Genomic DNA, 26946 nt, shown 5'->3' on the forward strand with positions numbered 1-26946 from the left:
GATTGCTTTGTCGACTTGATGTAATTTATAAATAGATATTCGTTTATAAATTTTTGTACAAACATACCCTGCATGGACGAAAAAATGCCAATCGCTAGTGTTACCGACTTTTTTCAAGAGATCATTCGCGACTTACATACTAGCCTATATCTTGCTCTCGGCGGCTCTATAGATGAAGAGTCACTTAATTGGTCCTCTCAAGCAGTAGAACTGGCGAGCACTGGCATCAAAATCCTAATACTGCTTGCGGTATTGGGATTTTTTTATTGGTTGGCCAATTATATCCTTAGACAAAGCCGAGCCAAAATTAGACTAAATGAGCGCCGGACCAAGATTGTCCGTTCAACGCTACGTTACGTTTGGATTGTCGCCAGTCTGATAGCGATTATGAGTCAGATAAATTTTGAACCAGAAACCATCAAGGCGACAGCAAAAGCAAGTACGTGGGCTGGTATCTATTACGTACTTTGGGCATCATCAGGACAAATCATTCACAGAGTCCTACAGCATTATGGTCTCAATGCTTCCATAGAGCAGCTACTTAAAAATATTTTATCTGTACTACTATTGGTACTAGGGCTTGCCAGCGTCATGGCGCAATTTGGCTTCGACATTGTATCGTTAGTGGCGGGTTTGGGTATTGTTGGTTTGGCAGTAGGTTTCGCCGCTCAGTCTACCCTTGCTAATTTTATCGCTGGTATCACGATTTTACTTGAGCAATCTTTTCAAGTTGGTGATTGGATTCATATCAATGACAATGAAGGGCGTGTGGTACTTATTGCTTTACGCACCACTCATATCCTCACTCGAGACAATATTACTGTCATTATCCCAAACTCTAACGTTGCCTCATCAGAAGTCATCAACCTGACTTCCAAAAACTTTATCCGTTTTGATATTCGCGTACGTATCGCGTTTGAAGATGATATAGAAACAGCTCGCAAGGAAATTTTGCAAGTACTCAGCGATACCGATGCGGTGCTTAATCGTCCTGAGACTTCAGCGACCGTGGCAGAAATTGGCGAGTATGGCGTATTTTTTATCGTACGCTTTTGGGTTAAACCAGCAGCCGTTGCCCGCATCCCCAAAATCAAAGAAGTGCTACAAGAAGAGATTAAAATTGCATTTGATGCGGCTAATATCTCTACGCCCTATCCGCATATGCGATTGCTGATGCCAAAGGATGTTGACTACCCTATCGCAACCAAGCCCTTTGCAACCACCACTCAAATCGTCCCAGAGGAATTATCCTTAACGAAAGGTGAGTAGAGAATTTATTTTCACGTATTTAGCTATCACATCTTAAAATCTTAAACACGGCTACTTTGAACCATCCTACTGTGAATTATGGTAAAATTGCCGGTTACACCGATTATCTTATTATTTGCTTTTTTGTCAATTTAGCCCACAGGTACCCGTATGACCGAACAAACCGCGCCCGCATCTCTAACAGCAGCTTCACCAGAGTTGTCGCTTGATCTTATTATTACCTGTGCCGATGGGCTTGAGGCACCACTGCAGACTGAGCTAACCAGTTTTGGCATTGATAGCGAAATCAAAAGTACCGGCCGTCTAGCCGTAACCGGCGGCTTACGTGAACTATATACTATCTGCCTTTGGTCACGCGTGGCCTCGCGGGTACTGATGCTGATTAAACGTAAAAATATCAATGCAGAATACGACGTTGCAGAGCAGCTATACGGTTTGGCAAAATCGGTCAATTGGACTGAGCAGTTTAGCCTAGAGCAAACCTTTGCTATCCGTCTGTCTGTCGATAAGCGTGTCGCTGTCAGTCAGCAGTTTGCCATGCTACGTATTAAAGATGCAATTGCCGATACGTTTAACGAAGTTTACGACAGCCGTCCTAACGTCGATAGCAAAAACCCAGACTTCTCGGTTTTTGCCACTATCAATGATAAGCAAGCCGAGCTATATCTAGATTTATCTGGTACCAGTTTGCATCGCCGCGGTTACCGTGTGGCCATGACAGAAGCACCACTAAAAGAAAACTTGGCAGCCGCCCTGCTCTATAGCGCTGGTTGGCACAAGAAAAACGAAGCTGGCGACGCACCTTTCTATAATGCGTTAATCGATCCAATGTGCGGCTCTGGAACGTTCCTTATTGAAGCGCTATTGATGCATTGCGACTATGCCGTGGGTATCGACAAAGCTGCCAATCAATTTGGCTTTTATCAGTGGCAGCATCATGATGAGACGCTATGGCAAGACATGATCGATGATGCACAAACGCGTTTCCGCGAAGCATTAGAGATTGCCAATGAGCAGCCTGATACGTTGCCACTTATGCTAGGCTTTGATGCTGATAGTGGTGCGATCCTCGCCACAGAAAAAAACTTAATTGCCGCAGGTTTACAAGACCTTTTACCGTTACTCGATATCGAGCATCGTGCGCTTGACCAACTTAGTAACGTGCTCAAGCCATTAGTCAATGATGGTCGATTGAGCAATCCTTTGGTCATTACCAACCCACCCTATGGTGAGCGTTTGGGTGATGAAGAAATGATTAAGCCGTTGTACCAAGCGATTGGGCTGATATTGCAAGACAGCTTTGCCGGTAGTGGCATTGACCCGATGCTTGGCATATTGGCCTCTCATGTCGAACAAGTAGATATTCTACCGATTAAAGAACCAAAAACCTTACGCTGTCATAATGGTGCTATCACCGTCTATTTCCGCTACGGAACGCTTATTGCTGGGCAAACGGGCAATCTTGTTAGTCGTTTTGAGAAACGCGAGATTGAAGTAGAAGATGGTCAAGACTTCATTAACCGTCTGCAAAAAAACCTTGCTAAGCTCAAGAAACTGGCCAAAAAAGACAACGTAAGCAACATTCGTGTTTACGATGCTGATTTACCTGATTTCAAAGTCGCAATCGATTTATACGGTGATTATGCGCATGTGCAAGAATATGCGCCGCCAAAGACCATTCCACCTGAGACTGCAAAGAAACGCTTTAACTTGGCATTGATGGGTATCCGTGAAGTCTTTGATATTAACCGTGAACAGATCTTTATCAAAACGCGTGCCCGTCAGTCTGGTAACGACCAATACAGCAAGCAGAACACCACAGAAAAACGTGGCAAGTTTCACGTTGCGCGCGAAGATGGTGCCTATCTGTATGTCAACTTTACAGATTACTTAGATACTGGTCTGTTTATCGATCACCGTAATATGCGTGCTCGTATCAAAGATAACAGTCGCGGTAAAGCAGTACTTAACCTGTTTGCTTATACTTGTACCGCAAGTGTGCATGCAGCGCTTGCTGGTGCGAAAAAAGTCACTAGCGTTGACTTGTCACAGAACTATCTAGATTGGGGCAAACAAAACTTTGTCTTGAACGGTTTGGACGTTAGCCGCAATAAGTACCAGTTCGTTGCTGCCGATATCTTTGAGTGGATTAAAGACAATACCGAACAGTTCGATGTTATCTTTATTGATCCACCGACCTTTTCAAACTCTAAGAAGTTTCAAGGTACTTTTGATGTGCAACGTGACCATGCTGCACTGATTAATCGTGCGATGAACCGTCTAACCTCTGATGGCGTCTTGTACTTCTCTAACAACTTTACGCGTTTTGAGCTAGATGAGCAGTTGACTCAGCGTTATGACATCATTGATATCACGCAAAAAACCATTGGCTTTGATTTCAATATCAAAAAACCGATTCATCAAAGCTTTGAGATTCGTCATCGCCAAAGTCTATAATTCGAAGTTTTAAATTTAAAGTTTAGAATGTAAAGTCCGTAAACAGGATTTTGATAAATAAAACTATAGATTTATAAGGGCAATATAAGTACCTGAAACTTCTGTTTTTTGCCGAATGTATATGAAATATAACAATGACCCAATCAGCTTTGATTGGGTCATTTTTTGTTGCTATGATAGAGCGTTACTAGGTGATGGATTTGCGCAGTTATTGCGTAAGCATCGCCTTTTTTCGATGACCTTATAAAACTACTAACGTCTAATAAAAAGGATAACACTATGGCTTTATCACTTAATAAAGGCGGTAATTTATCGCTAACGAAAACCGACCCAAATTTAACCAAGCTACTTATCGGCCTTGGCTGGGATGAGCGCGCCACTTCTGGTGCTGAGTTCGATCTTGATGCTAGCGTATTTTTGCTAAATGGCGCAGGTAAAGTGCGCGGCGATCACGACTTCATCTTTTATAATCAGCTAAAGTCTGATAATGGCGCTGTCGAGCATACTGGTGACAATCGTACTGGCGAAGGCGACGGTGATGATGAAGTTATCAAAGTAAACTTGACTCAAGTACCTGCAGACGTAGATAAAGTAGTCGTGACAGTGACTATCCATGACGCTGCTGCTCGCAGCCAGAACTTTGGTCAGGTAGCCAACGCTTTTATCCGTGTTGTTAATGAAGAAACAGGCACTGAAGTGGTACGTTTTGATCTAGCAGAAGATTACTCTGTTGAGACAGCGATGGTGTTTGGCGAAGTATATCGTCACAACGGCGAATGGAAATTCCGCGCTGTTGGTCAAGGCTATTCTGGCGGCTTGCAAGCGATGTGTCAGCAATACGGTGTTGATATCTAAAACCATTATTTACTGGTATTTAGTCTGTTATTAGTCACCGTAATCACGTCCAAAATAGCAAACTGCCATCGTTGCAAATAGTCACAATTTTTAATGACCAAATGACTAGTAATGCTTTACGTTTCGTTTAAAATTATGCATAAAAAGTGGTTAGCAATAATCGCTTTTTTGCGGTTCATGCCTATACTAGGTAGACCTTAGCTTTACGCAACCAGACAGGATGTGTCATGAGACATTTTTATTTAGACTTTATCTTCACGATTATTGCCTTAGCGATAGCGGCATGGTGGGGATATTCACATGGTGGTATGGGTGGGATGATAACCACGCTATCTATTACCGCTATTTTGGCCGTCATGGAGATTTCATTATCGTTTGATAATGCGGTGGTCAATGCTTCAGTCCTTAAGGGCTGGGACGAATTTTGGAAAAAAATATTTTTAACCGTTGGTATTTTAATCGCAGTCTTCGGTATGCGATTGGTCTTTCCTATTGTCATTGTCGCGGTTACTGCCGACCTTGGTATGATGGAAGTCATCAACTTGGCTTTATATAGCCCTGAAGAGTACTCAGCAAGATTGATGGCACACCATGCAGAGATCTCAGCATTTGGTGGTATCTTCTTACTATTGGTATTCTTAAACTTTATTTTTGATGACAAAGAAGTACATTGGTTTGACTGGCTTGAGAGCCGTTTAGCCAAGCTAGGTAAAGTCGATGCCATGAGCGTATTTGTAGCGCTTATCGTCTTGATGATTGCGGTATCGTGGGCCAATGCAGAGCAGTCAAGCGCTGTCCTAATCGCAGGTGTTTGGGGTATCTTGGTTTATCTGGGCGTACAGGTTGTATCGGGTATGCTTGAGGGTGACCTTGAAGAAGACCTAGAAAACGAAGAAAGTGGTTCGGGTGCTGCAGCAACTAGTGCCATTATGAAAGGTGGTATTATTGGCTTCCTATATTTAGAAGTCCTAGATGCTTCATTCAGTTTCGATGGTGTGATTGGCGCATTTGCAATTACCAATGACGTGATTGTTATCATGTTAGGACTTGCAATTGGTGCGATGTTCGTACGTTCTATGACTATCTTCTTGGTAGACAAAGGCACGCTTGACGAGTTCATCTATCTTGAGCATGGCGCACATTATGCAATCGGCGCATTGGCCATCATCATGTTATTGTCAGTGAAATTCCATGTGCCAGAAGTTATTACTGGTCTGATTGGTATCGCCTTTATTGGTTGGGCGCTGATAGCGTCACTTCAGCATCGTAAGGCTGAAAGAGCCACTCTGAACTAAAGCCCTTTGTAGGCGCAGTACGCTTTGTATTTAGTTATTATTCGAGCAGGTCATATCATTAGGTGTGGCCTGCTTTTTTGTAGTGTGATGAGGTTATGTTATATTCTTGGTTATAAGAATATCCAATTATTAAAAACGAAGCTAAAAATACACTTACCTCGTTACTATTTCCTTGTCTTCGGTTAAAATCCTTCCCATCAATAAAAAACAGATATAACACAATATGCTCGATATACAACAGATTCTTGATGATATTGCCGCAGAGATGGCAAGTGAAACTGACCGCGGCAAAGTGGCAGATTATATTCCGCAATTGGCCCATATTGATCCTAATCAGTTCGGTATAGCTGTAGCGACTCCTGATGGGCAAATGTATGCAGCAGGTGATGCAAGCACTCTGTTTTCCATCCAAAGTATCTCTAAGGTATTTACCTTAACCATTGGTCTTGGCAAGCTAGGCGATACACTTTGGACACATGTCGGGCGTGAACCATCTGGCGATCCATTTAATTCAATTGTGATGCTCGAGCATGAGATGGGCCGACCGCGCAACCCATTTATCAATGCTGGTGCCATTGCCGTGGTGGATGCTATTATGATGGGGCATAAACCCAAAGAAACACTGGGTGAAATCCTGCAGTTTGTTCACCTCATTGCAGATGATGAGTCAATTCGCTTTGATCACAAAGTAGCGGCTTCTGAGATGGCGCACAAGGACCGGAATGCCTCTCTGGCGCACTTTATGAAAGCCTTTGGTCGTTTAAGACACGATGTGGATAATGTATTAGGTACGTATTTTCATCAGTGCTCAATTGCAATGAACTGCCAACAGTTGGCCAGTGCTGGTCTTTATTTAGTGTCTAACGGAGTTGATAAGCACTCAGGAGTACGTGTAATCAATGAAAAACGAGCACGCCGTATTAACTCATTGATGATGATGTGTGGTCATTATGATGGTTCTGGCGAATTTGCTTACCGCGTGGGCTTACCAGGCAAAAGTGGTGTTGGTGGCGGTATTTTGACGATAGCACCTGGTAAAGGTTCTATCGCTGTCTGGTCACCAGGGCTTGATCATGTAGGTAACTCTAAGCTTGGACTAAAAGCACTAGAGCGCTTCGTACAAAAAACTGGCTGGTCGGTTTTTGCAGAATAAGAGATACATGTATATTTGTCTAAATAGGTTTTTTATATAATGCCATGCTCTCATACTAGCTGCGAAGCATACCTAAGCCATGAGTTGGTTTATTCTAAGCCCATATAGTCAGTCGGTGTTCTTTAAAGCGATTGTTTTATCTAAGCTACCTTTGTGCTAAATCCCTTTTGTATGAAACATTACTTTTCATAACAATATCTTAACAACTATTGCTAAGTTGATTAGAAATTATCAAAGATACAGAAGTATTATGTCCCTTAGTAAGCATATAGTAAGTGCACAAAATACGCCTTGCTTAGTGAGCAAACGCTTAGTATAGTAAAACGTAATGATATGCAGGGCATAGGATACAGGTAAGTTTTTATTATTTGCTCTGAGATATCAGTCACTGCACAACTTTTAGTTTATTTTTTATCAATCAATCCACTTAACTATTAATCCAAAGGATATTTGTATGGCTATTAGCTTAACAAAAGGCGGCAACGTAAACTTATCAAAAGAAGCGCCAGGTTTAACTAACATTACAGTCGGTCTAGGCTGGGATCCACGTGCCACTGACGGCCAAGAGTTTGACTTAGATGCAATCGGTTTCTTGATTAACGAAGCAGGCAAAGTCCGTAACGACCAAGATTTTATCTTTTTCAATAATCTAAAATCAGACAACGGCGCTGTTGAGCATACTGGCGATAACCGTACTGGCGAAGGCGATGGCGATGATGAGAAAATCAAAATCAATCTTGCGAGCATTCCAGCTGACGTCAACAAAGTAGCTATCTGTGCCATCATTTATGAAGGCCAAGCACGTAACCAAAACTTCGGTCAAGTTGGTGATGCTTATATCCGCGTTGTAAACGACAATGGTGAGTCTGAAATCGCTCGTTACGACCTATCAGAAGACGGCAGCACTGAAACAGCGATGATTTTCGGTGAATTATATCGTCACAGCGGTGATTGGAAATTCCGCGCGGTTGGTCAAGGCTTCAGCGGTGGTCTTGGACCATTAGCAGCCTCTTATGGCGTAAATGTGTAACGTTAAAACCAACGTAAACGTTTAGGAAGCCAATTATCATAATCAGATGTCTGGTTATGATCTAATGAGCCATCAAGTGTGCCCCTTTAACGCATTTGATGGCTTTAAATTTAATTGGCTTACCACTAAAAGCTATATCGCACATAAAAGCATACGCACATATTAAGAGTATTTAACAAAGATATTAGAATAAGGATTTGCAAGCCATGGCCGCAACATTCAGTTTAATCGGTACTATTGAACCTTTTTTGCATTGTAATCTTAAAAAAGGCGATTCAATTTATTGTGAAGCCAACGCGATGGTAATGATGGAGTCCAATCTTGAACTGAAAGGTAAGTTACAAGGTGGCCTGATGCAGTCACTGATGCGCCGCTTTGCAAACGATGAATCGTTGTTTCAACAGCAGATTGAGGCGGTTAATGGTGAGGGCGACTGTTTGCTTGCGCCCACGCTTGATGGTGATATGCAAATAATAGAAGTTGGCAAGCAGCAGTATACATTGAGTGATGGTGCTTTTGTCGCGGCCCAAACTGGCGTCGATATCAGAGCCAATATTCAGCGCAATTTAGGCGGTGCAGTGTTTGGTGATACAGGCGGCTTTATGGTGATGCAGACCCAAGGCCAAGGTCAAGTCGTAGTATCTGGTTTTGGCTCGTTGTTTGAAATTGATGTCACACCAGACAAAGACGTCATCATTGATAATGGTCATGTAGTCTGCTGGGACTCAAATCTTGAATACAAACTGTCAGTTTCGACCAGTAAGAAAAAAGGCATCATGAGCAATATTATCAACTCTGTTACTAGTGGCGAAGGGATGGTTCTGAACTTCTCAGGAAGTGGCAAAGTCATTATTTGCTCGCGCAATCGTGACAGTTATCAAGGTTGGATACAAAGCGTCCTAGGTAGTAGCTCAGGTGGACGTGGCGGCGGTGGTGGCTTTTTAGACAATATCTTATAGTGCATTTCGCAATTTATAACACTCTTTAGCGTTATTTTTAAACGGTTTTACTCACAATTATTATAAGGATACTCACATGGCAGTTAGTCTTCAAAAAGGTCAAAAAATCTCCCTAAGCAAAGAAGCTGGTGGCGAGCTGACTCAAGTTAAACTAGGCCTAGGCTGGGATGTTGCTCAAGGGCCACAAGATAAAAAAGGTGGTTTCTTAGGAAAATTATTCGGTGGCGGTTCTGGCGGCGACTCTATCGACTTAGATGCTTCATGCATTATGTTCGACGCTAACAAGCAAGCAGTCGATGCTATTTGGTTCAGTCAGCTAAAATCGAAAGACGGCAGTATCGTGCATACTGGTGACAACCGTACTGGCGATGGTGATGGCGATGATGAAGTCATCAATGTCGATCTCTCAAGAGTACCTGCTAATGTGGTCTCATTGGTATTTACGGTCAATAGCTTTACTGGTCAAACGTTTGAGACCGTAGAAAATGCGTTTTGCCGTATCGTTAATGCCAATAACAATAGCGAAGTAGCACGTTATAACTTGTCTGCCCAAGGTGGACATACAGCGATGGTAATGGCAAAAGTTTATCGTCATAACAATGAATGGAAAATGCATGCGATTGGCGAGACAGCTTCTGGCCGCACCTTCCACGACTTAATGCCTGCTATCACACCACATGCATAATGGACTTGAGACTTTAACTGGATTACTATCAATCTAGTTGAGTAGTTTATTTCAAAAGAGAGCGGCCCGTCTATCAATAGCTGGGCTGCTCTTTTATGTTTATTACTTATATACTAAAAAACACTATTTACGTCCACGCTTCCAGCTAAATCCCCAATTAAACGCTTTGTCCATTTCTTGATGACCTTTGAAGTATTGGTTGATACGCTCAACATTGATACTGCCTTGTTGATTAACCAAACGAGCAATGGCACACATCGGTAAGTTACCAGCACCTTCGGTCAAACGTGTCTCAATCGGTGATTGCTCTGGGACATGAATAGTCACGACCCCATCGGTTTTTTCCCAGTTGGGTGCGCCTTCGTAAATAAACGCAAAGATAAACACCTCTTCAATCTGTGACCATTGCTGACCATTGATATCTAGCCATTCACCGCCACTTACCTGCCCCGTTCTATCATCCGCACGCAGGCAAACATAAGGCGCTGATTGCAAGCTACCAAAGCGATTGCCCAGTGCTTGAATCAGGGTTTTTTCGCCGTTTTTTAGATGAATCATAGCGCCGACATCCAGATCTATACCGCTTGATTGATGCTGCTTAAACAGATCACCCAATATACCTTTTTTGGGTGCTGCTTTATCACTTTGGGGGTGTTGATTCCAATCTAAATTGACTGAAATTTTTCCAAAATCATCACGTTTTTTAAGATTGATGCTAGATTGGTTTTTAGTTAACGTTATCTTACTTAAGTTAATCGAAGGGTTAGCAGGAATCGGTGGCGGGTTGTTGGCTTGAGACGTGCTGCTTGCTTTTTGCGTATTGATTGGTCGCTGAGTGTTGATAGGTTGAGGTTGGCTTTGTGCAGGGTTATGATTTTGGGCAGGCGCTTCATCAGAGATTTCCACACCAAAATGCTCAGATAAAGGTTTTAACCCTCCCTCAAAACCTTGGGCGATAAAACGAAATTTCCAGCTTCCTTGTCTGCGATAGCATTCAGCCAATATAATGGCTTTTTCGTTACGTCCAGCACTACTCAGTTGACAGGTCATCAGCACCTGACTACCCTGTAAGACTTGAATGTCCACATCACCAACTTGCGACAATGTTTGCGCACTAGAGAAAGCTAGGGCAATTTTCTCAATGCTCGCAGGCTGTGCGGACAAATTAACATCAAAAAACCCATCACTATCATGACCGCGAAAGCTAACGCTACCATCATCACTACGTGTCTGACCATAAAATATCATGTCACCATCACCGCGTACTTTGCCGTCATTAGTCAGACGATAAGCGGCACAATCAATGGCGTTTTGGCTTAAAATACGAATGCTAATATTGTCAGTTGGTAGTGGCGCATTGGCACCTGCAATTAGTTTTTGAGGTTGGTTTTGACTCATCATACGTCCTTTAGATTATTTATTATGCTGTTGTCATTGTCATGCCGACTATCATCATATAGTAGCATGGATATTATGAAAGTTTTGAATCAGACAATCGCGATATAAGCGATAAAGTTATCCTTACAAATCCCTATGACTATTTTATTAGAGGCGTTTATAACGCATATCATTTGTATATAATACGTCCTATTAAACCGTATACCTTTGCTAATATTACTACTAGATTTGCAGTAGCAGTATTGACTTGCCCATTCCCCTACACCTAATGATAACGCTGAGAGAATTATGAATAATCTTGCTGACAATAGTAACCCTTCAATACCAGTAGCAGCGTGGTTAGCTGAAGGTCAGTCTAGCCAGCGTGATATGTTAGAGAGCTTACAAAGTCTAAAGAGAAAGTCAAGCAGTCCTTCAAACAACCCTTTTCAAGTTATTGCCTCACACCGTCATGATAGGCCTGAGATTTTCGAATTCGCCGATATGATTTATCGCGAGCCATCTGACTCGATCGTAGATACTGATGCCCAGACGACTAGCGACCCTGCCATACCACGCTGGCAGTTCGTATTGGAGCAAGCTCAAAAGCATAACGTAAAAGTACTATTGACTGGGCGCAACGGTATTGATTATGAAGCGCATCGTGAGAAATTTGTCGCTGCGGGTATTCGATTATTGACGGGCGCAACCAGCGTGGCGGCACTAGAATCAATCGATGATAAATTTGCCTTTATGCAGCATTGTCACACTTATAATATTCCAGTGGCAGACGCATGGCGTTTTGACAATACGGCGGAGCTCGAGGCTTTACTCGCCGAGCATGGTGACCAGCCTCTATGTGTGAAACCTGTTGTCGGTATTTTTGCCCAAGGGTTTTGGCGACTAGACTCTGGTAAAGAATATGGCGAGCAATACGATAGCTTTGAGCACTTATATTTCACTGAAGAGAAAAAAATCAACACTGCACAATTTGTGAATGCCTATACCAACAGTCAAATGGTACACGAGCGCCCTATTCCAATGCTACTAATGCCTTATCTATCAGGGCAAGAGTACTCTATCGATGTAGTTTGTGAATATGGCGAAGTCCTAGCTGCTGTCACTCGTCATAAAACAGGAAAAATACAACATGTTGGTTATGAGCAGTCTGTCATGGATGTCGTAATCCCACTGATTAGGGCTTTTGGCTGTGATGGCATCGTGAGCGTACAAACTAAAGCTGATGATGGCGGTCAGCACCGTGTTCTTGAGATTAATAGCCGCCCATCAGGTGGTATTGGGTATACCTCTCATAGTGGGATCGACTTGACGCAAGTCGGATTTTCTTATTGGTTGGGCTTGTCAGAGAAACCTAACTTAGAGACCAATATTCAGCATATTGAACCATGCCAAGTACGCTCTATTATGATGAGTGTCAAAATTGAAAACGTTGCTGAGTAGATAATTAAATAAGAGCACACCTAATTCGCAAACAATATTACTAACTTTTATCAGACACAAAAAAAGGTTTTTAGATATTAATCTAAAAACCTTTTTTTGTTTTCGTTTCTAATGAGAATTAAAAATGAGCGTTTAAAATTATTCACCAAACGCTAGTGTTGTTTGCTTAGGTGCGTTTTTAGAAGCAATGAACCATAGCAAGCTCAATACAACGGCTGAACCGATAAAAATCATAATTGCTGAAGAAATAGCACCTGCATGTGTATAGTCTATAGGCATCACATGATCAGTCATTGTCATCTCCATGGCTGCTATACCAGTGTAATGCATACCGCAAACGGCAAGACCCATGATAAACGCACTACCAAAACGCTGTAATGAACCACGCAAATTAAATGCCAACCACAGTGCAGAGATAGCGGCTGCAATAGCAATCACAATTGAGACAATTAATAACGGTATATTGTATGACATAGAAGCTTCCATTTGCATAGAGGCCATACCTGTATAATGCATAGCTGCGACACCAAGTCCAGTAAGCACACCACCACCGATCAATTTTCCAATACTTGAGTCCCCGCGACCGACGATAAGGATCCCAACAGCTACGAAACAAACTGCGAGTAGCATTGAGACAATCGTTAGCCCTAGATCGTAGGTAACCGGCATTTTCATATCAACTGCCATCATACCAATATAGTGCATAGACCAAATCGCACCACCGATGGCAATCGAAGATAACGCCACCCAAAAATATAGATCCTTTCCTGGCTTGGCAGAAGGCACTCTGATGGCTAGGTTTAGGCCAACATAAGAACCAAACACTGCAATGGCGTATGAGACCAACACCAAAAGTAGGTTATATTCAATTTCAATCATTTTCTTGCCTTTTAATATAATAAAAACTGAGCGTCATAACGTTATTTTAAGCAGGTCACAGTACGTCAGGAGCTCGCTAATTTCTGTATAAACATTAATTTATCTATACCTGATGATCCTCTACCTAATGGTAAACTCACAAATATTGGTACTACCAGCGCCACAATTAGTCTCTTCGACTTCAACGTTATCTACGGCAGGATTACTTGCTAAAAAACCTTCTATATAACCTACAATAAAATGGCATCCTGAGTGATTATGGTCTGACGATTTACAAAATGGACATTTGATTAAATAAATTACATCATTCTTTGCTTTGACTTTAGAAAGTCCTTTGAGTGCGGGTACAAGTTCACGAGTAATCGTAGTAGGCATCTTTAATGGACTACCAAGTGAATAATCACGTTGGTAAATGCCGCCACCAACCTTACGGCCTAACTCGTGCAACGCCGTCATGCGTTGGTCACTAGGCAAACTATCTTCATACTGACTGACAATACCTGCTATTTTAGGGTAGTAAGCACCGATAGCTGATAAAACACTCTTCTCATCTAAAACTTTTTTGACAGGAGCGGCTGACAAGCCGCCCTCTTCGTCTATCTCTAGGTTAAAGAGCGTGCACCCTTCAATTGAAGATAAGTCATCTATTAAATCTTCCTTAGTTTTAGAGCCTAAGCTTCTAGCGATCACATGAATGATGTTACCACCATTTTCTGAAGGTTCTTGCTTTTGGGAAACAAGCTGATAACCTGCTTTGATAAGCGGCGAAATAACATTAACCAAGCGGATACGTTCAGAAGACGTTTCTAATGTACAAGTGAATTTCAAAAAACACTCCTTTTCTTAAAATAATAATACGCTTTCTTATATCCAGTAGTCTAATATAAGGTGATCGAAGCCAGTAAATTTGCAATTTCAGCTCACTAACTTTGCCATGGTATAAAAGATACTTAAAACCTTAGCATGCACATTTCGGATACCTTCTATATTGTAAGAAATGGACTATTTTTTAGTGACCAAGAGGCCTAGTTAGGTTTCAGTTAGCTTTCTATGAAGCCAAAAATTATTTTTTTACTCTATAGTTAGTCGACTACACTTAAATAGCTAAGAATGATCATCACATTAAAAAAAGAGGTAAAATAACCAGCTTCAATTATCTTTTTAACTTCTTATTTGCTTGCTAACACTTTTTACATCAACATTATTAAACAGCAATGGATTCTAAACATATTATCATCGGAATATTATATTCTAGCAAGAAGTTATATGATGCCATCCGATAAATGGCTACATTCCCCGATAAATGGCTGAATACTAAAAATTTATTATTGTATTGATAATATCGGATGACTTTATGAAGTATATTTTGTTTTAAACCATGTAACTTTTAGTTCACTCTATTAAATTGCTCTTAATTGTTTATTTATTATTTATTACCTTACGCCTTCTAAGTTAAAATCATTAATATCACAAGGTTTTTTATTAAAAAATTAGCATTATTATTTAACAAATATTTAGAAAACCATAAAGCGCGAGAACTAAATATTAAAGTGACGTTAGTTACTTTAGACTTACTTTCTTTACAGCATCCACCCAATGTCTTATCTCATTTTCGACGACCATTCTATTTCAATACCCATATTAACCTAGAAAATTATAGTTAATGAATTAGCTTTAATTGTTTTATAATCTAAATATATCTAGTTACAAAATCAAGCCAGATAAATAACGGTTCCATACTACAGATTTTATTGATAACTACTGGACAATCTACCAGCATGGTCCCTACCTAATTCTATGCATGAATATTTATAAAACGTGAACTATGCGGTGAAATTTCAGTTATTATCTGCCTTACTCGCGAGCGCTGCCGTCAGTTTGAAGAACACGACTGATTTGACAAGCGCTAAGCCTCTCACAACATCTCAGCTAAGCAAGCAAAGTCGCAGTGTCTTATGCCTATTGGCTATCAGGGTTAAAAAACATATACCGACATATAAACAAAAGCGCCAAGGAATATGAATGTTAAATGAGCAACACAGTACGACCATTACCCTACCTCGTGGTACGCTAGATCTGACGTATCAAACCAACTCAGCCACCAATAAAAACGACTCGGGAAAAAGCGATCACTATCAGCTAGAAGATCTGCTTGGATTTGCACAGCGCATTAATCCAAAGCGTGCGTTTTTGTTTGTCTCAAAAGTGCTAGGTCGTCATATTCCCGTTGCGCCAAGCACCATGCGAGAGGCATTTACTAATTTGGCTGATTTAGTGCCTAATCACTTGCCTCAACCTATCCTAGTCATTGGCATGGCAGAGACCGCTGTTGGTCTATCTGCTGGCGTTCATCAAGCGCTACAAACGCGCTATCCTCAAGCTCTGCTATTAAATTCTACTCGTCATGCACAGCACGATGAAAGTAGTGATGCAAATGGTACCGACTCTTTGCTGACGACATTTTGTGAGGACCACAGTCATGCCAGCCACCATTTGATTTATCAAAGCAAAGATAGCGTTACGCAAGAACAGTTACTGACTAGCAAAACGCTGATTATGGTCGATGATGAAGCCTCAACGGGCAATACCTGTGTGAATGTCGTCACTGCCTTACGTGAAGCAGGACTGACCCAGTTAGAACAAGTGCATCTGACGACATTGGTCGATTGGTCATTAGATCAAGAAGAACATCATCCACAGTCAGATGCTAAGCCTGCACGTATGGCGGATCGTCTCTCTGGTATTGAGTTTCATCGTCATCATTTACTGTCTGGCGCATGGCAATGGACAGATGCACCCAATCCTGAACCCATCACGATGCCATCAGTTGATACTACTGCTGCTGGTAGTCAAACGCTTGGCGATACTGGCAATTGGGGCAGATTTCCAACGCTAGACAGTACAGAGGGGTTTGCTAACTATCTTTCGAGTTTTCAAGCTGCATTTACACGCTCCAATGGTAACGAAATCTTTGATCTCACTCTGCTACCAAAAAGAATACTAGTACTGGGTAGCAATGAATTTGTTTGGTTGCCATTTCTATTGGCTGAATGGCTTGAAGCGGAGTCTAACAAGCTCAATGGCAATATAGATTCGACTGTTAGTTTTAGCGCATTAACCCGTTCACCAATTGCGCTTGGTGGAGCGATTACCACGATGCTGAGCTTTAGCGACAATTATGGGCTTGGCATGACCAATTTTGCTTATAACGTTGAGCCTAGCAATTGGGATTTGATAGTATTGTGTATAGAGACATCAGCTGATAGTGTGGATGCTATGTGGCGAAGTTTGGATAATGTGCTAGTAGTAGGTGCAGGTTATGGAAATAGCTGAGATCCTGAACTATCTCAAAACCATTACAAGGTTTAGTGAAACCTTACTAGCGATCATAGCGCTTGTATTTTCCGGTATTTTTGTACTAGTAAAAATTTTTATTTACATAATTAATCGTGTCGATACTAAAGACGATAAGCAATTTGAGACACTTTATAAAATAATTGATGACGCAAATTTTCTTGAACGACTGAGCAACCAACCGTTTTTAATCAAGCAACTTTTTTATAAACGTTTCTACATACTCAAAAACTATAAAATTGAAGAGATAGAGTTTCTGATGTCTCAGAAGGTTTTGAAAATTAGCCTACATGAACTTAGCGTTTTAAAATCAGGTTCTATAATAAGATTCGAAGATGGACAGTACATCAAGAAGGTTAGAGGTTTAAGTAGCTATTGGAGCAATAACTATCATCGATTCAATATTTTCATTATTATTTTTTTCTTGATCTGGATACTGATAGTAGGTTTTTTATCTCTCGTTCTCTTTCAAAATCAAACACTATTTTATATTGCAATGATACCTCTCTACATACTAGAAGCATATCTACTATTTAAAATTGATGCTGTAAGAACTTATTTAAGAACAAAAGACGTCATAGACGAATTTGTACATCAAAGTCAATTATTCAAAGACAACCAAGGCAATAGGAACACATGACCATCCCATTCTTCAAAACCAACTCTAATATTACTAAGCCTTATGCCTTGATGGATTTGGACGACACGCTATTCCAAACCCAGCGCAAAATTGATGCATGGGATTTGCCCACTACTGAACCTGAAACTTTGATTTGTGCGACGGTTAATAAACAAGACGAGCTGCTAAGCTTTATGAGCCAGCGCCAAGTAATCTTTTTTAACTGGCTACTTGCCAGCACTGAATTAATTGTAGTGACGGCGCGGGATCGTAGTGAAATAAAACGCGTTAAACTGCCCTTTGATAGTTGGCAAGTATTAACCCATGGAGCGATTATTTTGACATCTGATGGGCAACTACTAAGCGAATGGCAGCAGCATATGTATAGCAAACTTGCGCCATTGCAAGATAAGCTTAATAAGTTAAGTCAATTGTTTGCCAGTCATAGTAAAAGCGAGCAAAGTCATTTAGTATTTACACCGCATATCGATAGCTTTAATAATGGTTCTGTTGATGAAGAGCTAACCATTTATCTGGCTATCAAACATGCACAGAAAGACCATCAAGCGCTCGTAGATTTAGCTGAGAAACTACCCACTTTGATACGTGATTTTGATCAAGATTTCTATGTGCATGTGAATGCCAATAACCTAGCGATATTGCCTCATGTCGTTCATAAGCGTCATGCGGTACAGTTTTTATTAGAGCATCATTTAGACCATCAGCGTCCCAGTTTTGGTTTTGGTGATAGCTTAGCTGACCTGCCTTTCTTACAGTTATTGGACTGGTACGGTATGCCCAATCATGGCCAATTGCATGAGCAATACCCGTCTAAATCGTCAGGCTAAACTGCAGCCACGCAAATCCACTGTTATCATTCCGAGTGCTATTATTCATACTATGACTTTTCCTAATATACAGACCAAACGAGCCGATTTAAAAAACTATGGCTCAGGTAGCTATCTTGCAAGCGATGTGACTGTCCTACTCGATATGGTGGATAAGGACGCGGTTGCCGATGTGCCCGTCAGTCAAAAAGAAGCGCTTATCCAAAGCGGCCAACGCCATTACTCTGACATGCTGACTTTAGAGCAAGCACCTACTGCCATGCATGAGCAGCTATACATACAGGCATTAGAGCAAGGGTCAACAAGGACAGCGACTGATATCGCTCATTTGTCTCATACGCTACATCATGTTTTTCAGCAGAATGTGAGTGATGAGTATCCACTGGTTTTGGTCAGTTTGGTGCGAGCTGGTCTGCCGATCGGGGTCTTATTGCAGCGTGCGCTATCGGATACAGACAGTAGCTATCACCTGCCAAGTGTACATTATGGCATCAGTATCATTCGGGATCGTGGTCTTGATCCAGTTGCCCTGCAAATGCTACTAAAGGCTTATCCAAACAGTCCGATTGTCTTCGTCGATGGCTGGACAGGTAAAGGTGCCATATATCAAGAGTTGGCTAGCAGTTTAGAAAAATTTAGCGATTCTACTCATGTTAATTTTGCCAACATTTTTCATCAAGGTGCTGACGTCATTCCGCTACTGACTCTTGCCGATCCGGCTGGCGTTGCTTGGCTGGCGGCAAGTGAAGAAGACTGGTTAATACCATCTGGTTTGTTGAATAGCACCGTATCGGGATTAATTTCACGTAGCTTATATACAGAGCCGTCATCAGGCCTGCATCGCAGTGTTTTTTATGATGATTTAATTGAGGTAGATCACAGCCTGACATTCGTCGATCGTATCGATGCCGTGAGACGATCATTGGCTACTACTCCAGCACGTTTACCGATTTACCAGCAGCCACGCTACCAGACTGCGGCGTTGATAGAGACGTTGGCAGCAGACTATAAGATTATCAATCGCAACCGTATTAAACCAACAATTGCTGAGGCAACACGTGCCATATTACGCCGTGATCCCGAGCGTATATTGCTCGCCACTGCTGAGCACCCTGATACCGTACTGCTACGCCATTTATGTGCACAACGAAACATCACTATCAGTGTATTAGGTGATAAAATACTGCCTTATCAAGCCATCACGCTTATCAAGCAGCGCTCCCAAGACACTTAATACATTTAATAGTATTAAATGTATTCTTTTTCGCTCTCTTATATCCTCTACTTATGATGCCAATTATGTCAGATATGCTAAAAACCGAGTCAGACCTTTACAATGATACCCAATCTTATGCGCATCTGATCACTGAGCGTCATGCGATGGTCAAACCGCACACGCACCATCCATATCAGCTCGGTGCTAGCTTATACATGCCTGCGACTCGCCAAGATATTTGGCAAGTCATCAAGCGAGATAAACTACCGACGATCAATAGTATTATTATCTGTCTAGAGGATGCAGTCAGTCAGCAGGATGTAGAGTTAGCGCTTGAGCGTTTGCGAACCCTCCTGAATACTTGGGCTGAGCATGTGAATAGCATTAATGCGCCATCTAAATCGGCAAAGATTCATGCTCAACACCCGACACGCCCACTGGTCTTTATACGTCCACGTAGCCCAATGATGCTACAGCAACTGGCTGACTATACTCATATCGATCTCATCGATGGTTTTGTTATGCCAAAAGTTGATATGTATAGCCTATCTAACTGGCGCATGGCTTGTCAGAACCTAAAAGTAGATCAACTACTTATGCCGACGCTCGAAACCGCAGCGCTGTTTAATCCGCATCACAATCAGGAGCTTGCCATCGCTTTTAAAGAAGCGTTTAGCCAGCCAGTTTTTGCATTGCGTATCGGTGGAAATGACTTGTTCGCAGCATTGCGCTTACGTCGCCCAAAAAACAGTATTGTCTATGACTCGCCTATCGGTACGTTGGCTTATCAAATGCTTGGCTGTTTTGTGCCGCATGGTTTTTATCTTACCGCGCCAGTATTTGAATATTTGGATCAGCCGACACTGTTTATGCAAGAGCTGAACCGAGATGTCAGCTTAGGGATGGTGGGCAAAACTGTCATTCATCCAAGCCAAATCGCCCTAGTACAGCAAGCTTACTGTGTGCCATTGAGTACATTGGATGAAGCACAAGCGATCCTTCACACTGAGGCCAAAGCAGTATTTAAGTACAATAATACGATGCTAGAGCCTGCGACGCACCGTGCTTGGGCGACTGAGATTGTCAATCGTGCAGAAGCCTTTGGAACTATTGATGATGGACATAGCCAGTACAGCTCACGAATGTAACTGTCATCGCTGATATAGATGGCTGTCTGCCATTTAACAACTTACACCATACAAAAAGCCGCTATCAAATAACAGGTAGCGGCTTTTTTATATAGATATGACGCTCTAAAGCTCTCGAACAGTATCTACATTAAACACAGCTTTCCAAAAACTGACGAAGTACTTGGTTCACTTGATCAGGCTCTTCTACTGTCGATGTATGACCGGCACCTTTGATAATAGCAAGCTTGGACCCAGCGATAGCAAAATGCATGCGTTCAGATTTGACATAAGGCGTGGCGGCATCTTCATCCCCAACCACAATCAGTGTCGGCGTTGTAATCTCACCCAACTGCTCATAAGTACCTGTACGCTCAATCACACCCATTGTTGCTTTGACCACGCCGCCTTTGCGATTGCTTTGTAGCATCGTTAGCCACTGCTTACGGTCAGATTTGCGCAGTTTGTCTGCCAAAAACGTACTGCCAAACATAATTGGCATCACCTTATTACTCACACGCTTCATACCTAACCAGCGAATGGCTTTGACCAGCTTACGATACTGAGGTATGTTTTTTGGATCTTCAGGGTCAGCAGAGGTTTCTAACAGCGTTAACGACAATAGCAACTCAGGGCGTTTGAGCGCGATACGTTGAGCCACGAACCCGCCCATAGATAGCCCAACAAAGTGACATTTATCAATACCAAGTACCGCAAGCAAGTCAAGCGTATCTTCAGTCAGCGTCTCCATATCATAGCCAGATTTGGTAACCTGCGACTGACCTTGCCCGCGAAAATCAAAAGCAATACAACGATAGTCTGTTTGAAAGTGCTCCACTTGCTTGTCATACATCTGTGAGCTCCACAGTAGACCATGAGCAAATACGATAACGGGCTTTTGCGTGTCGTTCGGTGCACTGTCTTCGTAATAAATATCAGCATTATTTACAGTGATAATTGGCATAACCACATCCTTGTTTGATCAATGAAAAGTTCGAGCGTACCCTTGTGTCTTTTACGACTCTTTTACACTCAACCTGGCATATTAGCATAATCCATTAGCCCCTTAGGTCATAGCCTTTTTACGAGCCAGTCGTTTTGTCCCATTAGCTAGCATCAGCTTTTACGATAGAATAGTAAAGTTTACCAGTATATAGATGTGTCTTAAGCGCCCACAAAACACGCTTTTATAATCATAGCAAGCTGCTATAGTAATCAGCATTGAACCATTTTTACCTTTATTTCGTACCATTGTCATTGATACAAAATATTAAAACAGTCATTTAAAATAAGGAAATCTCAAATGTCACAGTCTCTCGTCGATTATCAAGTTGAAGAGCACATTGCTACCATTACCTTTAACGATCCAAAAAGCTTAAATGCTTTTGGCACGCCCTTAAAAAACCAAGTCTTGATAGCGCTAGATAAAGCGGCTGCAGATGATCAAGTACGTGTGATTATTTTGCAAGGGGCTGGTGGTAACTTCTCAAGCGGCGGCGATATAAAAGAGATGTTGTCTGAAGGATTAGACAAGGATATTGTTTCAAACAAGTTAAGAGGCATGGTAGAAGGTGCAGGCGAAGTCAGCTTAAAGTTACGTCGTATCCATAAGCCGATTATTGCCAAACTAGAAGGTGCTGTGGCAGGTGCTGGCATGAACTTGGCGCTTACTTGTGACTTCCGAATTGCCGCAGACAATGCAAAGTTTGTACAAGCGTTCGTTAATATCGGCCTAGTTCCAGATGCAGGTGGTATTTACTTATTAAACCAATTGGTTGGTGCAGCAAAAGCGACTGAGCTTGTAATGCTAGGTGATAAATTAAAAGCCGAAGACATGGCGCGCTTAAACCTAGTGAACAAAGTGGTAAGTATTGACGAGCTAGAAGCCACCGTACACGCCTTAGCGCTACGATTGAGCCAGCTGCCAGGCAAAGCGTTGGCCGCTATGAAAGAGAGCTTCAATGTACACGCCTTCGCTGGTTTGAGCGCGGCTTTAGATACGGAAGTAGAGCAACAGACAGTAATGGCAAAAACCGATGACTTTATCGAAGGGGTTAGCGCCTTTATCGAAAAACGTAAGCCTGTATATCAAGGTAAATAGCAATTTAAACAATGATACCATCAAAAAAGGGCTACCAATATGGTAGCCCTTTTCTATCTGTACTTTTAATCAAGAGGCAGTCGCGGAGTTATAATGATAAGGCAAAGTAAATATCTTATCGAAAATAAAGGTAAAAACGAAGTTGTATATTAAGAAGAAAACCATCAAAGCCGCTTCCATCATAAATGCTTCGATCAAGCCAACATCGTACCAGACGATATATATTGGCAAGCAGATTAATACCAGACCGATTTCAAAGATCAGCGCATGCGCACTACGAATAAGCAGCGTACGCTCAGCTATATGCCTGCGTTGCTCCCAAGTCTCAAAAGCGGTGTTGTAGACGAAGTTCCAAATAATCGCAGCGAGCGATATCATCATAGCAGCGGGCAGTGATTCTGATGCATTACTATTGCTAAGCTTCATTAGTACAAAGGTAGAGGAGATGATTGCCAGAATCTCGAAAACAATCACATAGACAATTCGGCGTTTAACTGGGGATAAGGTAATCAACCAAGACTCCAAAGCACCTGTATTTAAACAGCAAGGTGCATATCAAAGTATCGGTCCGTCCCGAGATAGAAAAGATAAATAAAATGCAGAGCCACGGTTTCCGCCTGCCCCTATATTATACAGAAACCAAACACTAAAATCAGTGAGGACATTTGTAAACAGGCATAAGCCGTTTTATTAACGATTATCGCCTGTTTTAACCGGACTATTTTGCCGGTAGACCCCATTTATTGGTTTCAGGCTTGGTATCACTCGCTAGAAATACTAGCAATATAATAGAACCTATCAGTGGCACTATCCCTATCAAAAACCACCATCCTGAGCGGCTAGTATCATGTAAGCGACGGATAGTCACGGCAAGACCAGGCAGAAATAAACCAAGTGCCGCTACTATGTAAAATAAACCTGTCTCTGAGCTAAATATTATCGCATCCAGCAGCATTGCAACGATCATCACTCCCATTTGCACTAGAAAAAAATACCAATACTCTTTACGGCGAGCACGCCCAGAAAAATTCGTGTAATTTCTCATGCCCTTTTTAAACCAGTCAATGATGCCGTAATTTTCTTCAGCGCTATGATTGTTAGCCATCGTAGATCTGGGCAGTGGCGGCGGAGTCGATTTATGGAGCTTGATATTATTTTCCATAGGGCTTTTTATCTCAGTCGTGAAAAGTAGAAATCGTCAGTGAAAATTATCAACCATTGGTTTTGATTATAGATGCTCAATAAAAGTTTGTAAATGAATACTACTTGTCTTGAAGCCATCAATAAAAAACCCCGCATCATAACGATACGGGGTTATTTTTTACGTATAAAGTTTTTAGTATAAAGCTTCTAATGTTAAAAGCTTATATACTCAAGATTAGGTCAACTGAGCAACGTTAATCTTGTCTGCTTCTTCAGTATAGTCTTCCATACGGTCAAAGTTCATGTATTGATAGACTTCATCACCCATGCTGTTTAGCATGCCAGCATACTGCTGATACTCATCGTTAGTCGGCAGTTTACCAAGTACCGCTGCGACTGCTGCAAGCTCTGCAGAAGCTAGGTATACGTTAGCGCCTTGACCTAGACGGTTCGGGAAGTTACGAGTTGAGGTCGATACCGCAGTAGATTTCGGTGCGATACGTGCTTGGTTACCCATACATAGTGAACACCCTGGCATTTCAGTACGAGCACCGGCTTGTGCATAGATGTTGTAGTAACCTTCTTCCATCAACTGACGTGCATCCATCTTAGTAGGTGGTGCAATCCATAGACGAGTTTTCAGGCTTCCTGCTGGTACGTCTTGTAGCAATTTACCAGCGGCACGGAAGTGACCGATGTTAGTCATACATGAACCAATGAATACTTCATCAATCGTATCACCAGCCACGTCTGCTAGCGTTTTTGCATCATCTGGATCGTTCGGGCAGCAAAGGATAGGCTCTTTGATTTCGCTCATATCGATAGTGATGTCGATAGCATATTCAGCATCATCATCAGCACGCATGAGGCTTGGGTTAGCCAACCACTCTTGCATTTGCTCAACACGGCGGCTGATGGTACGTGCATCGCCATAGCCTTCTGAAATCATCCACTTAAGCAGCGTGATGTTTGAGTTTAGGTACTCAGTCACTGACGCTTCAGATAAAGTGATGGTACAACCAGCAGCACTACGCTCAGCTGAGGCATCAGACAATTCAAACGCTTGCTCAGCAGTCAAATCTTCTAGACCTTCGATTTCAAGAATACGGCCGTTAAACTCGTTGATTTTACCTTTCTTATCAACCGTCAAGTAACCTTCTTTGATCGCTTGATAAGGGATTGCATGTACTAGGTCACGTAGGGTGATACCAGCTTGACGCTCACCAACAAAACGAACACGGACAGATTCAGGCATATCAAGTGGCATTACACCAGTTGCAGCTGCGAAAGCAACTAGACCAGAACCCGCTGGGAACGAAATACCCATTGGGAAACGAGTATGCGAGTCACCACCAGTACCAACGGTATCTGGAAGTAGCATACGGTTCAACCACGAGTGAATGATACCATCACCTGGACGTAAGCTTACGCCGCCACGGTTCATGATAAAGTCAGGTAGTGTGTGCTGAGTCTCAACGTCAACTGGCTTTGGATAAGCGGCAGTATGACAGAATGACTGCATTACTAGGTCTGCTTGGAAGCCCAAACATGCCAAGTCTTTTAGCTCATCACGCGTCATCGGACCAGTCGTATCTTGAGAGCCAACCGTAGTCATCTTAGGCTCACAGTACATACCTGGACGTACGCCTTCTAGACCACAAGCTTTACCAACCATTTTCTGGGCAAGCGTAAAGCCTTTACCAGTATCGGCTGGCTCTTCTGGCTTAGCAAAGATGTCTGAATGACCAAGACCCATGTATTCACGAGCACGGTTAGTCAAACCACGACCAACGATTAATGGAATACGGCCGCCAGCACGAACTTCATCAAGCAATGTTGGTGAGTTTAGTGAGAACGTTGATAGTACTTCGTCAGAGTCATGCTTAGTGATTTTGCCTTCGTACGGATAGATGTCAAATACATCGCCCATGTTTAGGTTATCGACTGCCACTTTTTCGATTGGCAATGCGCCAGAATCTTCCATTGTGTTGAAGAAGATAGGAGCGATATTGTTACCAAGTACGAGACCGCCGCCACGTTTGTTTGGCACGTTAGGGATATCTTCACCCATCAACCACAATACTGAGTTGGTTGCAGACTTACGGCTAGAACCAGTACCAACAACATCACCAACATAGGCTAGCGGATGGCCTTTTTCTTTCAGTGCTTCGATTTGCTTCATTGGGCCAACAACGCCCTCTTCGTCAGCATTGATGCCGTCGCGAGAGTTTTTGTGCATGGCTAGTGAATGCAATGGGATATCAGGACGGCTCCATGCGTCTTGCGCAGGTGACAAGTCATCCGTGTTGGTCTCGCCAGTTACTTTGAACGTCGTGTAAGTGGTTTTCTTTGGTACTTCAGCACGGTTCAAGAACCATTCTGCGTCAGCCCAAGACTGAATCACTTCTTTAGCAATAGTGTTACCAGCTTCTGCTTTTTCAGTCACGTCATTGAACGCGTCAAATACTAGCAAGGTTTTCTTTAGTGCTTCAGCAGCGTCTTGTGCAACTTCGCTATCATCTAGTGCAGCAACTAGTGGCTGAACGTTGTAGCCACCTTGCATAGTACCTAGAATTTCAACAGCTTTTTGCTTGCTGATAAGTGGTGATGATGTTTCACCCTTTAAGATAGCAGCCAAAAATGCCGCTTTAACGTATGCTGCTTGGTCAACACCAGCAGGGATACGGTTTTCTAATAGGTTCATTAAGAACGCATCTTCGCCTGCAGGCGGGTTCTTTAATAATTCAACCAACTCTACTACTTGTTTTTCATTTAGTGGTAGGGGTACAGTTCCTAGCTCAGCACGTTCTTCGACATGTTTACGATAAGCTTCTAACACAATAGTCGTCCTCGTCAGTTGGGGTGTAGCACATTACGTGGGTAGTCAGCATGACTGCCTGCGTCTATATACTATATGAAATAATTATCCGTGCAATCATAGCTTAAAACGCTTTAAATGTTAATGGCTCAGCCCTGAAAAGGCGCATAGTAAGGCCATATTGAACATTTATTATAAAAATAGTGCCATCAATAATATGATTGTAGCGCTCATTATAACTGGCATTTGCCTGATTACGCTTATCAATCAGCGCTTGCTTTATGACTGAGCAGACACCAT

Annotated in this window: 22 protein-coding genes; 15 read left to right on the forward strand and 7 right to left on the reverse strand. The window is 42.2% G+C overall.

The features are described 5' to 3' along the window. Positions 1 to 84: 84 nt before the first annotated feature. The 8 genes from DXK30_RS02440 (at position 85) to DXK30_RS02475 (ending at position 9703) form a co-directional block, all read left to right on the forward strand. Positions 85 to 1269 (forward strand): mechanosensitive ion channel family protein, encoded by a 1185-nt coding sequence (locus DXK30_RS02440; RefSeq protein ID WP_227670655.1) that lies wholly within the window; start codon positions 85 to 87, stop codon positions 1267 to 1269. A gap of 150 nt (positions 1270 to 1419) precedes the next feature. Then, a complete protein-coding gene (gene rlmKL, locus DXK30_RS02445; RefSeq protein WP_114700309.1) occupies positions 1420 to 3726 on the forward strand; it encodes a bifunctional 23S rRNA (guanine(2069)-N(7))-methyltransferase RlmK/23S rRNA (guanine(2445)-N(2))-methyltransferase RlmL in 2307 nt (768 codons plus the stop codon). A gap of 279 nt (positions 3727 to 4005) precedes the next feature. Then, a complete protein-coding gene (locus tag DXK30_RS02450; RefSeq protein ID WP_057760825.1) occupies positions 4006 to 4581 on the forward strand; it encodes a TerD family protein in 576 nt (191 codons plus the stop codon). A gap of 227 nt (positions 4582 to 4808) precedes the next feature. Continuing rightward, positions 4809 to 5876 carry a DUF475 domain-containing protein gene (locus DXK30_RS02455; protein WP_114700310.1) on the forward strand — a complete coding sequence of 356 codons (1068 nt, stop codon included), beginning with the start codon at positions 4809 to 4811 and terminating at the stop codon, positions 5874 to 5876. Between the two features lie 223 nt (positions 5877 to 6099). Beyond that, entirely contained in the window at positions 6100 to 7029 is a 930-nt protein-coding gene (locus DXK30_RS02460) for a glutaminase (protein WP_240314051.1), read from the forward strand. A 454-nt stretch (positions 7030 to 7483) separates the two neighbouring features. After that, positions 7484 to 8059 carry a TerD family protein gene (locus DXK30_RS02465; protein ID WP_057760832.1) on the forward strand — a complete coding sequence of 192 codons (576 nt, stop codon included), beginning with the start codon at positions 7484 to 7486 and terminating at the stop codon, positions 8057 to 8059. A 206-nt stretch (positions 8060 to 8265) separates the two neighbouring features. After that, the gene (locus tag DXK30_RS02470) at positions 8266 to 9018 is read left to right on the forward strand and encodes a TIGR00266 family protein (RefSeq protein WP_057760834.1); all 753 of its coding nucleotides are present in this window, start codon (positions 8266 to 8268) and stop codon (positions 9016 to 9018) included. Positions 9019 to 9094: 76 nt separating this feature from the next. After that, the gene (locus DXK30_RS02475; protein ID WP_057760836.1) at positions 9095 to 9703 is read left to right on the forward strand and encodes a TerD family protein; all 609 of its coding nucleotides are present in this window, start codon (positions 9095 to 9097) and stop codon (positions 9701 to 9703) included. A gap of 123 nt (positions 9704 to 9826) precedes the next feature. Here DXK30_RS02475 and DXK30_RS02480 read toward each other — a convergent pair whose 3' ends face one another. Then, positions 9827 to 11101 (reverse strand): TerD family protein, encoded by a 1275-nt coding sequence (locus tag DXK30_RS02480; RefSeq protein WP_114700311.1) that lies wholly within the window; start codon positions 11099 to 11101, stop codon positions 9827 to 9829. A gap of 288 nt (positions 11102 to 11389) precedes the next feature. Between DXK30_RS02480 and DXK30_RS02485 the strand changes: the two genes are divergently transcribed. After that, positions 11390 to 12541 (forward strand): ATP-grasp domain-containing protein, encoded by a 1152-nt coding sequence (locus DXK30_RS02485; RefSeq protein WP_114700312.1) that lies wholly within the window; start codon positions 11390 to 11392, stop codon positions 12539 to 12541. Positions 12542 to 12679: 138 nt separating this feature from the next. Here the strand turns inward: DXK30_RS02485 and DXK30_RS02490 are convergent, their stop codons facing one another. Together DXK30_RS02490 and DXK30_RS02495 are read right to left on the reverse strand one after the other, a co-directional pair. Further along, the gene (locus DXK30_RS02490; protein WP_114700313.1) at positions 12680 to 13420 is read right to left on the reverse strand and encodes an MHYT domain-containing protein; all 741 of its coding nucleotides are present in this window, start codon (positions 13418 to 13420) and stop codon (positions 12680 to 12682) included. Between the two features lie 120 nt (positions 13421 to 13540). Next, the gene (locus tag DXK30_RS02495) at positions 13541 to 14248 is read right to left on the reverse strand and encodes a hypothetical protein (protein ID WP_114700314.1); all 708 of its coding nucleotides are present in this window, start codon (positions 14246 to 14248) and stop codon (positions 13541 to 13543) included. A 1194-nt stretch (positions 14249 to 15442) separates the two neighbouring features. On the opposite strand from DXK30_RS02495, the gene DXK30_RS02500 reads away from it, so the two are divergent. The 5 genes from DXK30_RS02500 (at position 15443) to DXK30_RS02520 (ending at position 20605) form a co-directional block, all read left to right on the forward strand. Then, complete coding sequence (locus DXK30_RS02500; protein WP_114700315.1) at positions 15443 to 16753, forward strand: phosphoribosyltransferase domain-containing protein; 1311 nt, start codon at positions 15443 to 15445, stop codon at positions 16751 to 16753. Next, the gene (locus DXK30_RS02505) at positions 16740 to 17414 is read left to right on the forward strand and encodes a hypothetical protein (protein WP_114700316.1); all 675 of its coding nucleotides are present in this window, start codon (positions 16740 to 16742) and stop codon (positions 17412 to 17414) included. Before DXK30_RS02500 ends, DXK30_RS02505 begins: the two co-directional genes overlap by 14 nt. Beyond that, complete coding sequence (locus DXK30_RS02510) at positions 17411 to 18241, forward strand: HAD hydrolase family protein (RefSeq protein WP_114700317.1); 831 nt, start codon at positions 17411 to 17413, stop codon at positions 18239 to 18241. The genes DXK30_RS02505 and DXK30_RS02510 overlap by 4 nt, the downstream gene beginning before the upstream one ends. 52 nt (positions 18242 to 18293) lie before the next feature. Continuing rightward, positions 18294 to 19475 carry a cysteine protease StiP domain-containing protein gene (locus DXK30_RS02515; RefSeq protein ID WP_114700670.1) on the forward strand — a complete coding sequence of 394 codons (1182 nt, stop codon included), beginning with the start codon at positions 18294 to 18296 and terminating at the stop codon, positions 19473 to 19475. A 65-nt stretch (positions 19476 to 19540) separates the two neighbouring features. Continuing rightward, complete coding sequence (locus DXK30_RS02520) at positions 19541 to 20605, forward strand: HpcH/HpaI aldolase/citrate lyase family protein (RefSeq protein WP_227670654.1); 1065 nt, start codon at positions 19541 to 19543, stop codon at positions 20603 to 20605. A gap of 130 nt (positions 20606 to 20735) precedes the next feature. Here DXK30_RS02520 and DXK30_RS02525 read toward each other — a convergent pair whose 3' ends face one another. Beyond that, positions 20736 to 21548 (reverse strand): alpha/beta fold hydrolase, encoded by an 813-nt coding sequence (locus DXK30_RS02525; RefSeq protein WP_114700318.1) that lies wholly within the window; start codon positions 21546 to 21548, stop codon positions 20736 to 20738. A gap of 339 nt (positions 21549 to 21887) precedes the next feature. Between DXK30_RS02525 and DXK30_RS02530 the strand changes: the two genes are divergently transcribed. Further along, the gene (locus DXK30_RS02530) at positions 21888 to 22685 is read left to right on the forward strand and encodes an enoyl-CoA hydratase/isomerase family protein (protein WP_114700319.1); all 798 of its coding nucleotides are present in this window, start codon (positions 21888 to 21890) and stop codon (positions 22683 to 22685) included. A gap of 69 nt (positions 22686 to 22754) precedes the next feature. On the opposite strand, the gene DXK30_RS02535 is transcribed toward DXK30_RS02530, so the two are convergent. The 3 genes from DXK30_RS02535 to acnB form a co-directional block, all read right to left on the reverse strand. After that, on the reverse strand, positions 22755 to 23198 hold the full coding sequence (locus DXK30_RS02535; RefSeq protein ID WP_201507870.1) for a PACE efflux transporter: 444 nt from the start codon (positions 23196 to 23198) through the stop codon (positions 22755 to 22757). Between the two features lie 205 nt (positions 23199 to 23403). After that, positions 23404 to 23847 (reverse strand): DUF805 domain-containing protein, encoded by a 444-nt coding sequence (locus DXK30_RS02540; protein WP_227670653.1) that lies wholly within the window; start codon positions 23845 to 23847, stop codon positions 23404 to 23406. A 216-nt stretch (positions 23848 to 24063) separates the two neighbouring features. Further along, complete coding sequence (gene acnB / locus DXK30_RS02545; RefSeq protein WP_114700320.1) at positions 24064 to 26667, reverse strand: bifunctional aconitate hydratase 2/2-methylisocitrate dehydratase; 2604 nt, start codon at positions 26665 to 26667, stop codon at positions 24064 to 24066. Positions 26668 to 26946: the final 279 nt, after the last annotated feature.

The organism is Psychrobacter proteolyticus (assembly GCF_003350005.1).
GTDB lineage: Bacteria > Pseudomonadota > Gammaproteobacteria > Pseudomonadales > Moraxellaceae > Psychrobacter > Psychrobacter proteolyticus.

Bases quoted from the DNA above. Each gene is read 5' to 3' on its own strand.
- DXK30_RS02530 (WP_114700319.1), top strand. From the start codon at position 21,888: ATGTCACAGTCTCTCGTCGATTATCAAGTTGAAGAGCACATTGCTACC.
- DXK30_RS02490 (WP_114700313.1), bottom strand. From the start codon at position 13,420: ATGATTGAAATTGAATATAACCTACTTTTGGTGTTGGTCTCATACGCC.
- DXK30_RS02460 (WP_240314051.1), top strand. From the start codon at position 6,100: ATGCTCGATATACAACAGATTCTTGATGATATTGCCGCAGAGATGGCA.
- DXK30_RS02485 (WP_114700312.1), top strand. From the start codon at position 11,390: ATGAATAATCTTGCTGACAATAGTAACCCTTCAATACCAGTAGCAGCG.
- DXK30_RS02450 (WP_057760825.1), top strand. From the start codon at position 4,006: ATGGCTTTATCACTTAATAAAGGCGGTAATTTATCGCTAACGAAAACC.
- DXK30_RS02455 (WP_114700310.1), top strand. From the start codon at position 4,809: ATGAGACATTTTTATTTAGACTTTATCTTCACGATTATTGCCTTAGCG.
- DXK30_RS02510 (WP_114700317.1), top strand. From the start codon at position 17,411: ATGACCATCCCATTCTTCAAAACCAACTCTAATATTACTAAGCCTTAT.
- DXK30_RS02515 (WP_114700670.1), top strand. From the start codon at position 18,294: ATGACTTTTCCTAATATACAGACCAAACGAGCCGATTTAAAAAACTAT.
- DXK30_RS02440 (WP_227670655.1), top strand. From the start codon at position 85: ATGCCAATCGCTAGTGTTACCGACTTTTTTCAAGAGATCATTCGCGAC.
- DXK30_RS02505 (WP_114700316.1), top strand. From the start codon at position 16,740: ATGGAAATAGCTGAGATCCTGAACTATCTCAAAACCATTACAAGGTTT.
- DXK30_RS02520 (WP_227670654.1), top strand. From the start codon at position 19,541: ATGTCAGATATGCTAAAAACCGAGTCAGACCTTTACAATGATACCCAA.
- DXK30_RS02500 (WP_114700315.1), top strand. From the start codon at position 15,443: ATGTTAAATGAGCAACACAGTACGACCATTACCCTACCTCGTGGTACG.
- DXK30_RS02480 (WP_114700311.1), bottom strand. From the start codon at position 11,101: ATGAGTCAAAACCAACCTCAAAAACTAATTGCAGGTGCCAATGCGCCA.
- DXK30_RS02475 (WP_057760836.1), top strand. From the start codon at position 9,095: ATGGCAGTTAGTCTTCAAAAAGGTCAAAAAATCTCCCTAAGCAAAGAA.
- rlmKL (WP_114700309.1), top strand. From the start codon at position 1,420: ATGACCGAACAAACCGCGCCCGCATCTCTAACAGCAGCTTCACCAGAG.
- DXK30_RS02470 (WP_057760834.1), top strand. From the start codon at position 8,266: ATGGCCGCAACATTCAGTTTAATCGGTACTATTGAACCTTTTTTGCAT.
- DXK30_RS02540 (WP_227670653.1), bottom strand. From the start codon at position 23,847: ATGGAAAATAATATCAAGCTCCATAAATCGACTCCGCCGCCACTGCCC.
- DXK30_RS02465 (WP_057760832.1), top strand. From the start codon at position 7,484: ATGGCTATTAGCTTAACAAAAGGCGGCAACGTAAACTTATCAAAAGAA.
- DXK30_RS02525 (WP_114700318.1), bottom strand. From the start codon at position 21,548: ATGCCAATTATCACTGTAAATAATGCTGATATTTATTACGAAGACAGT.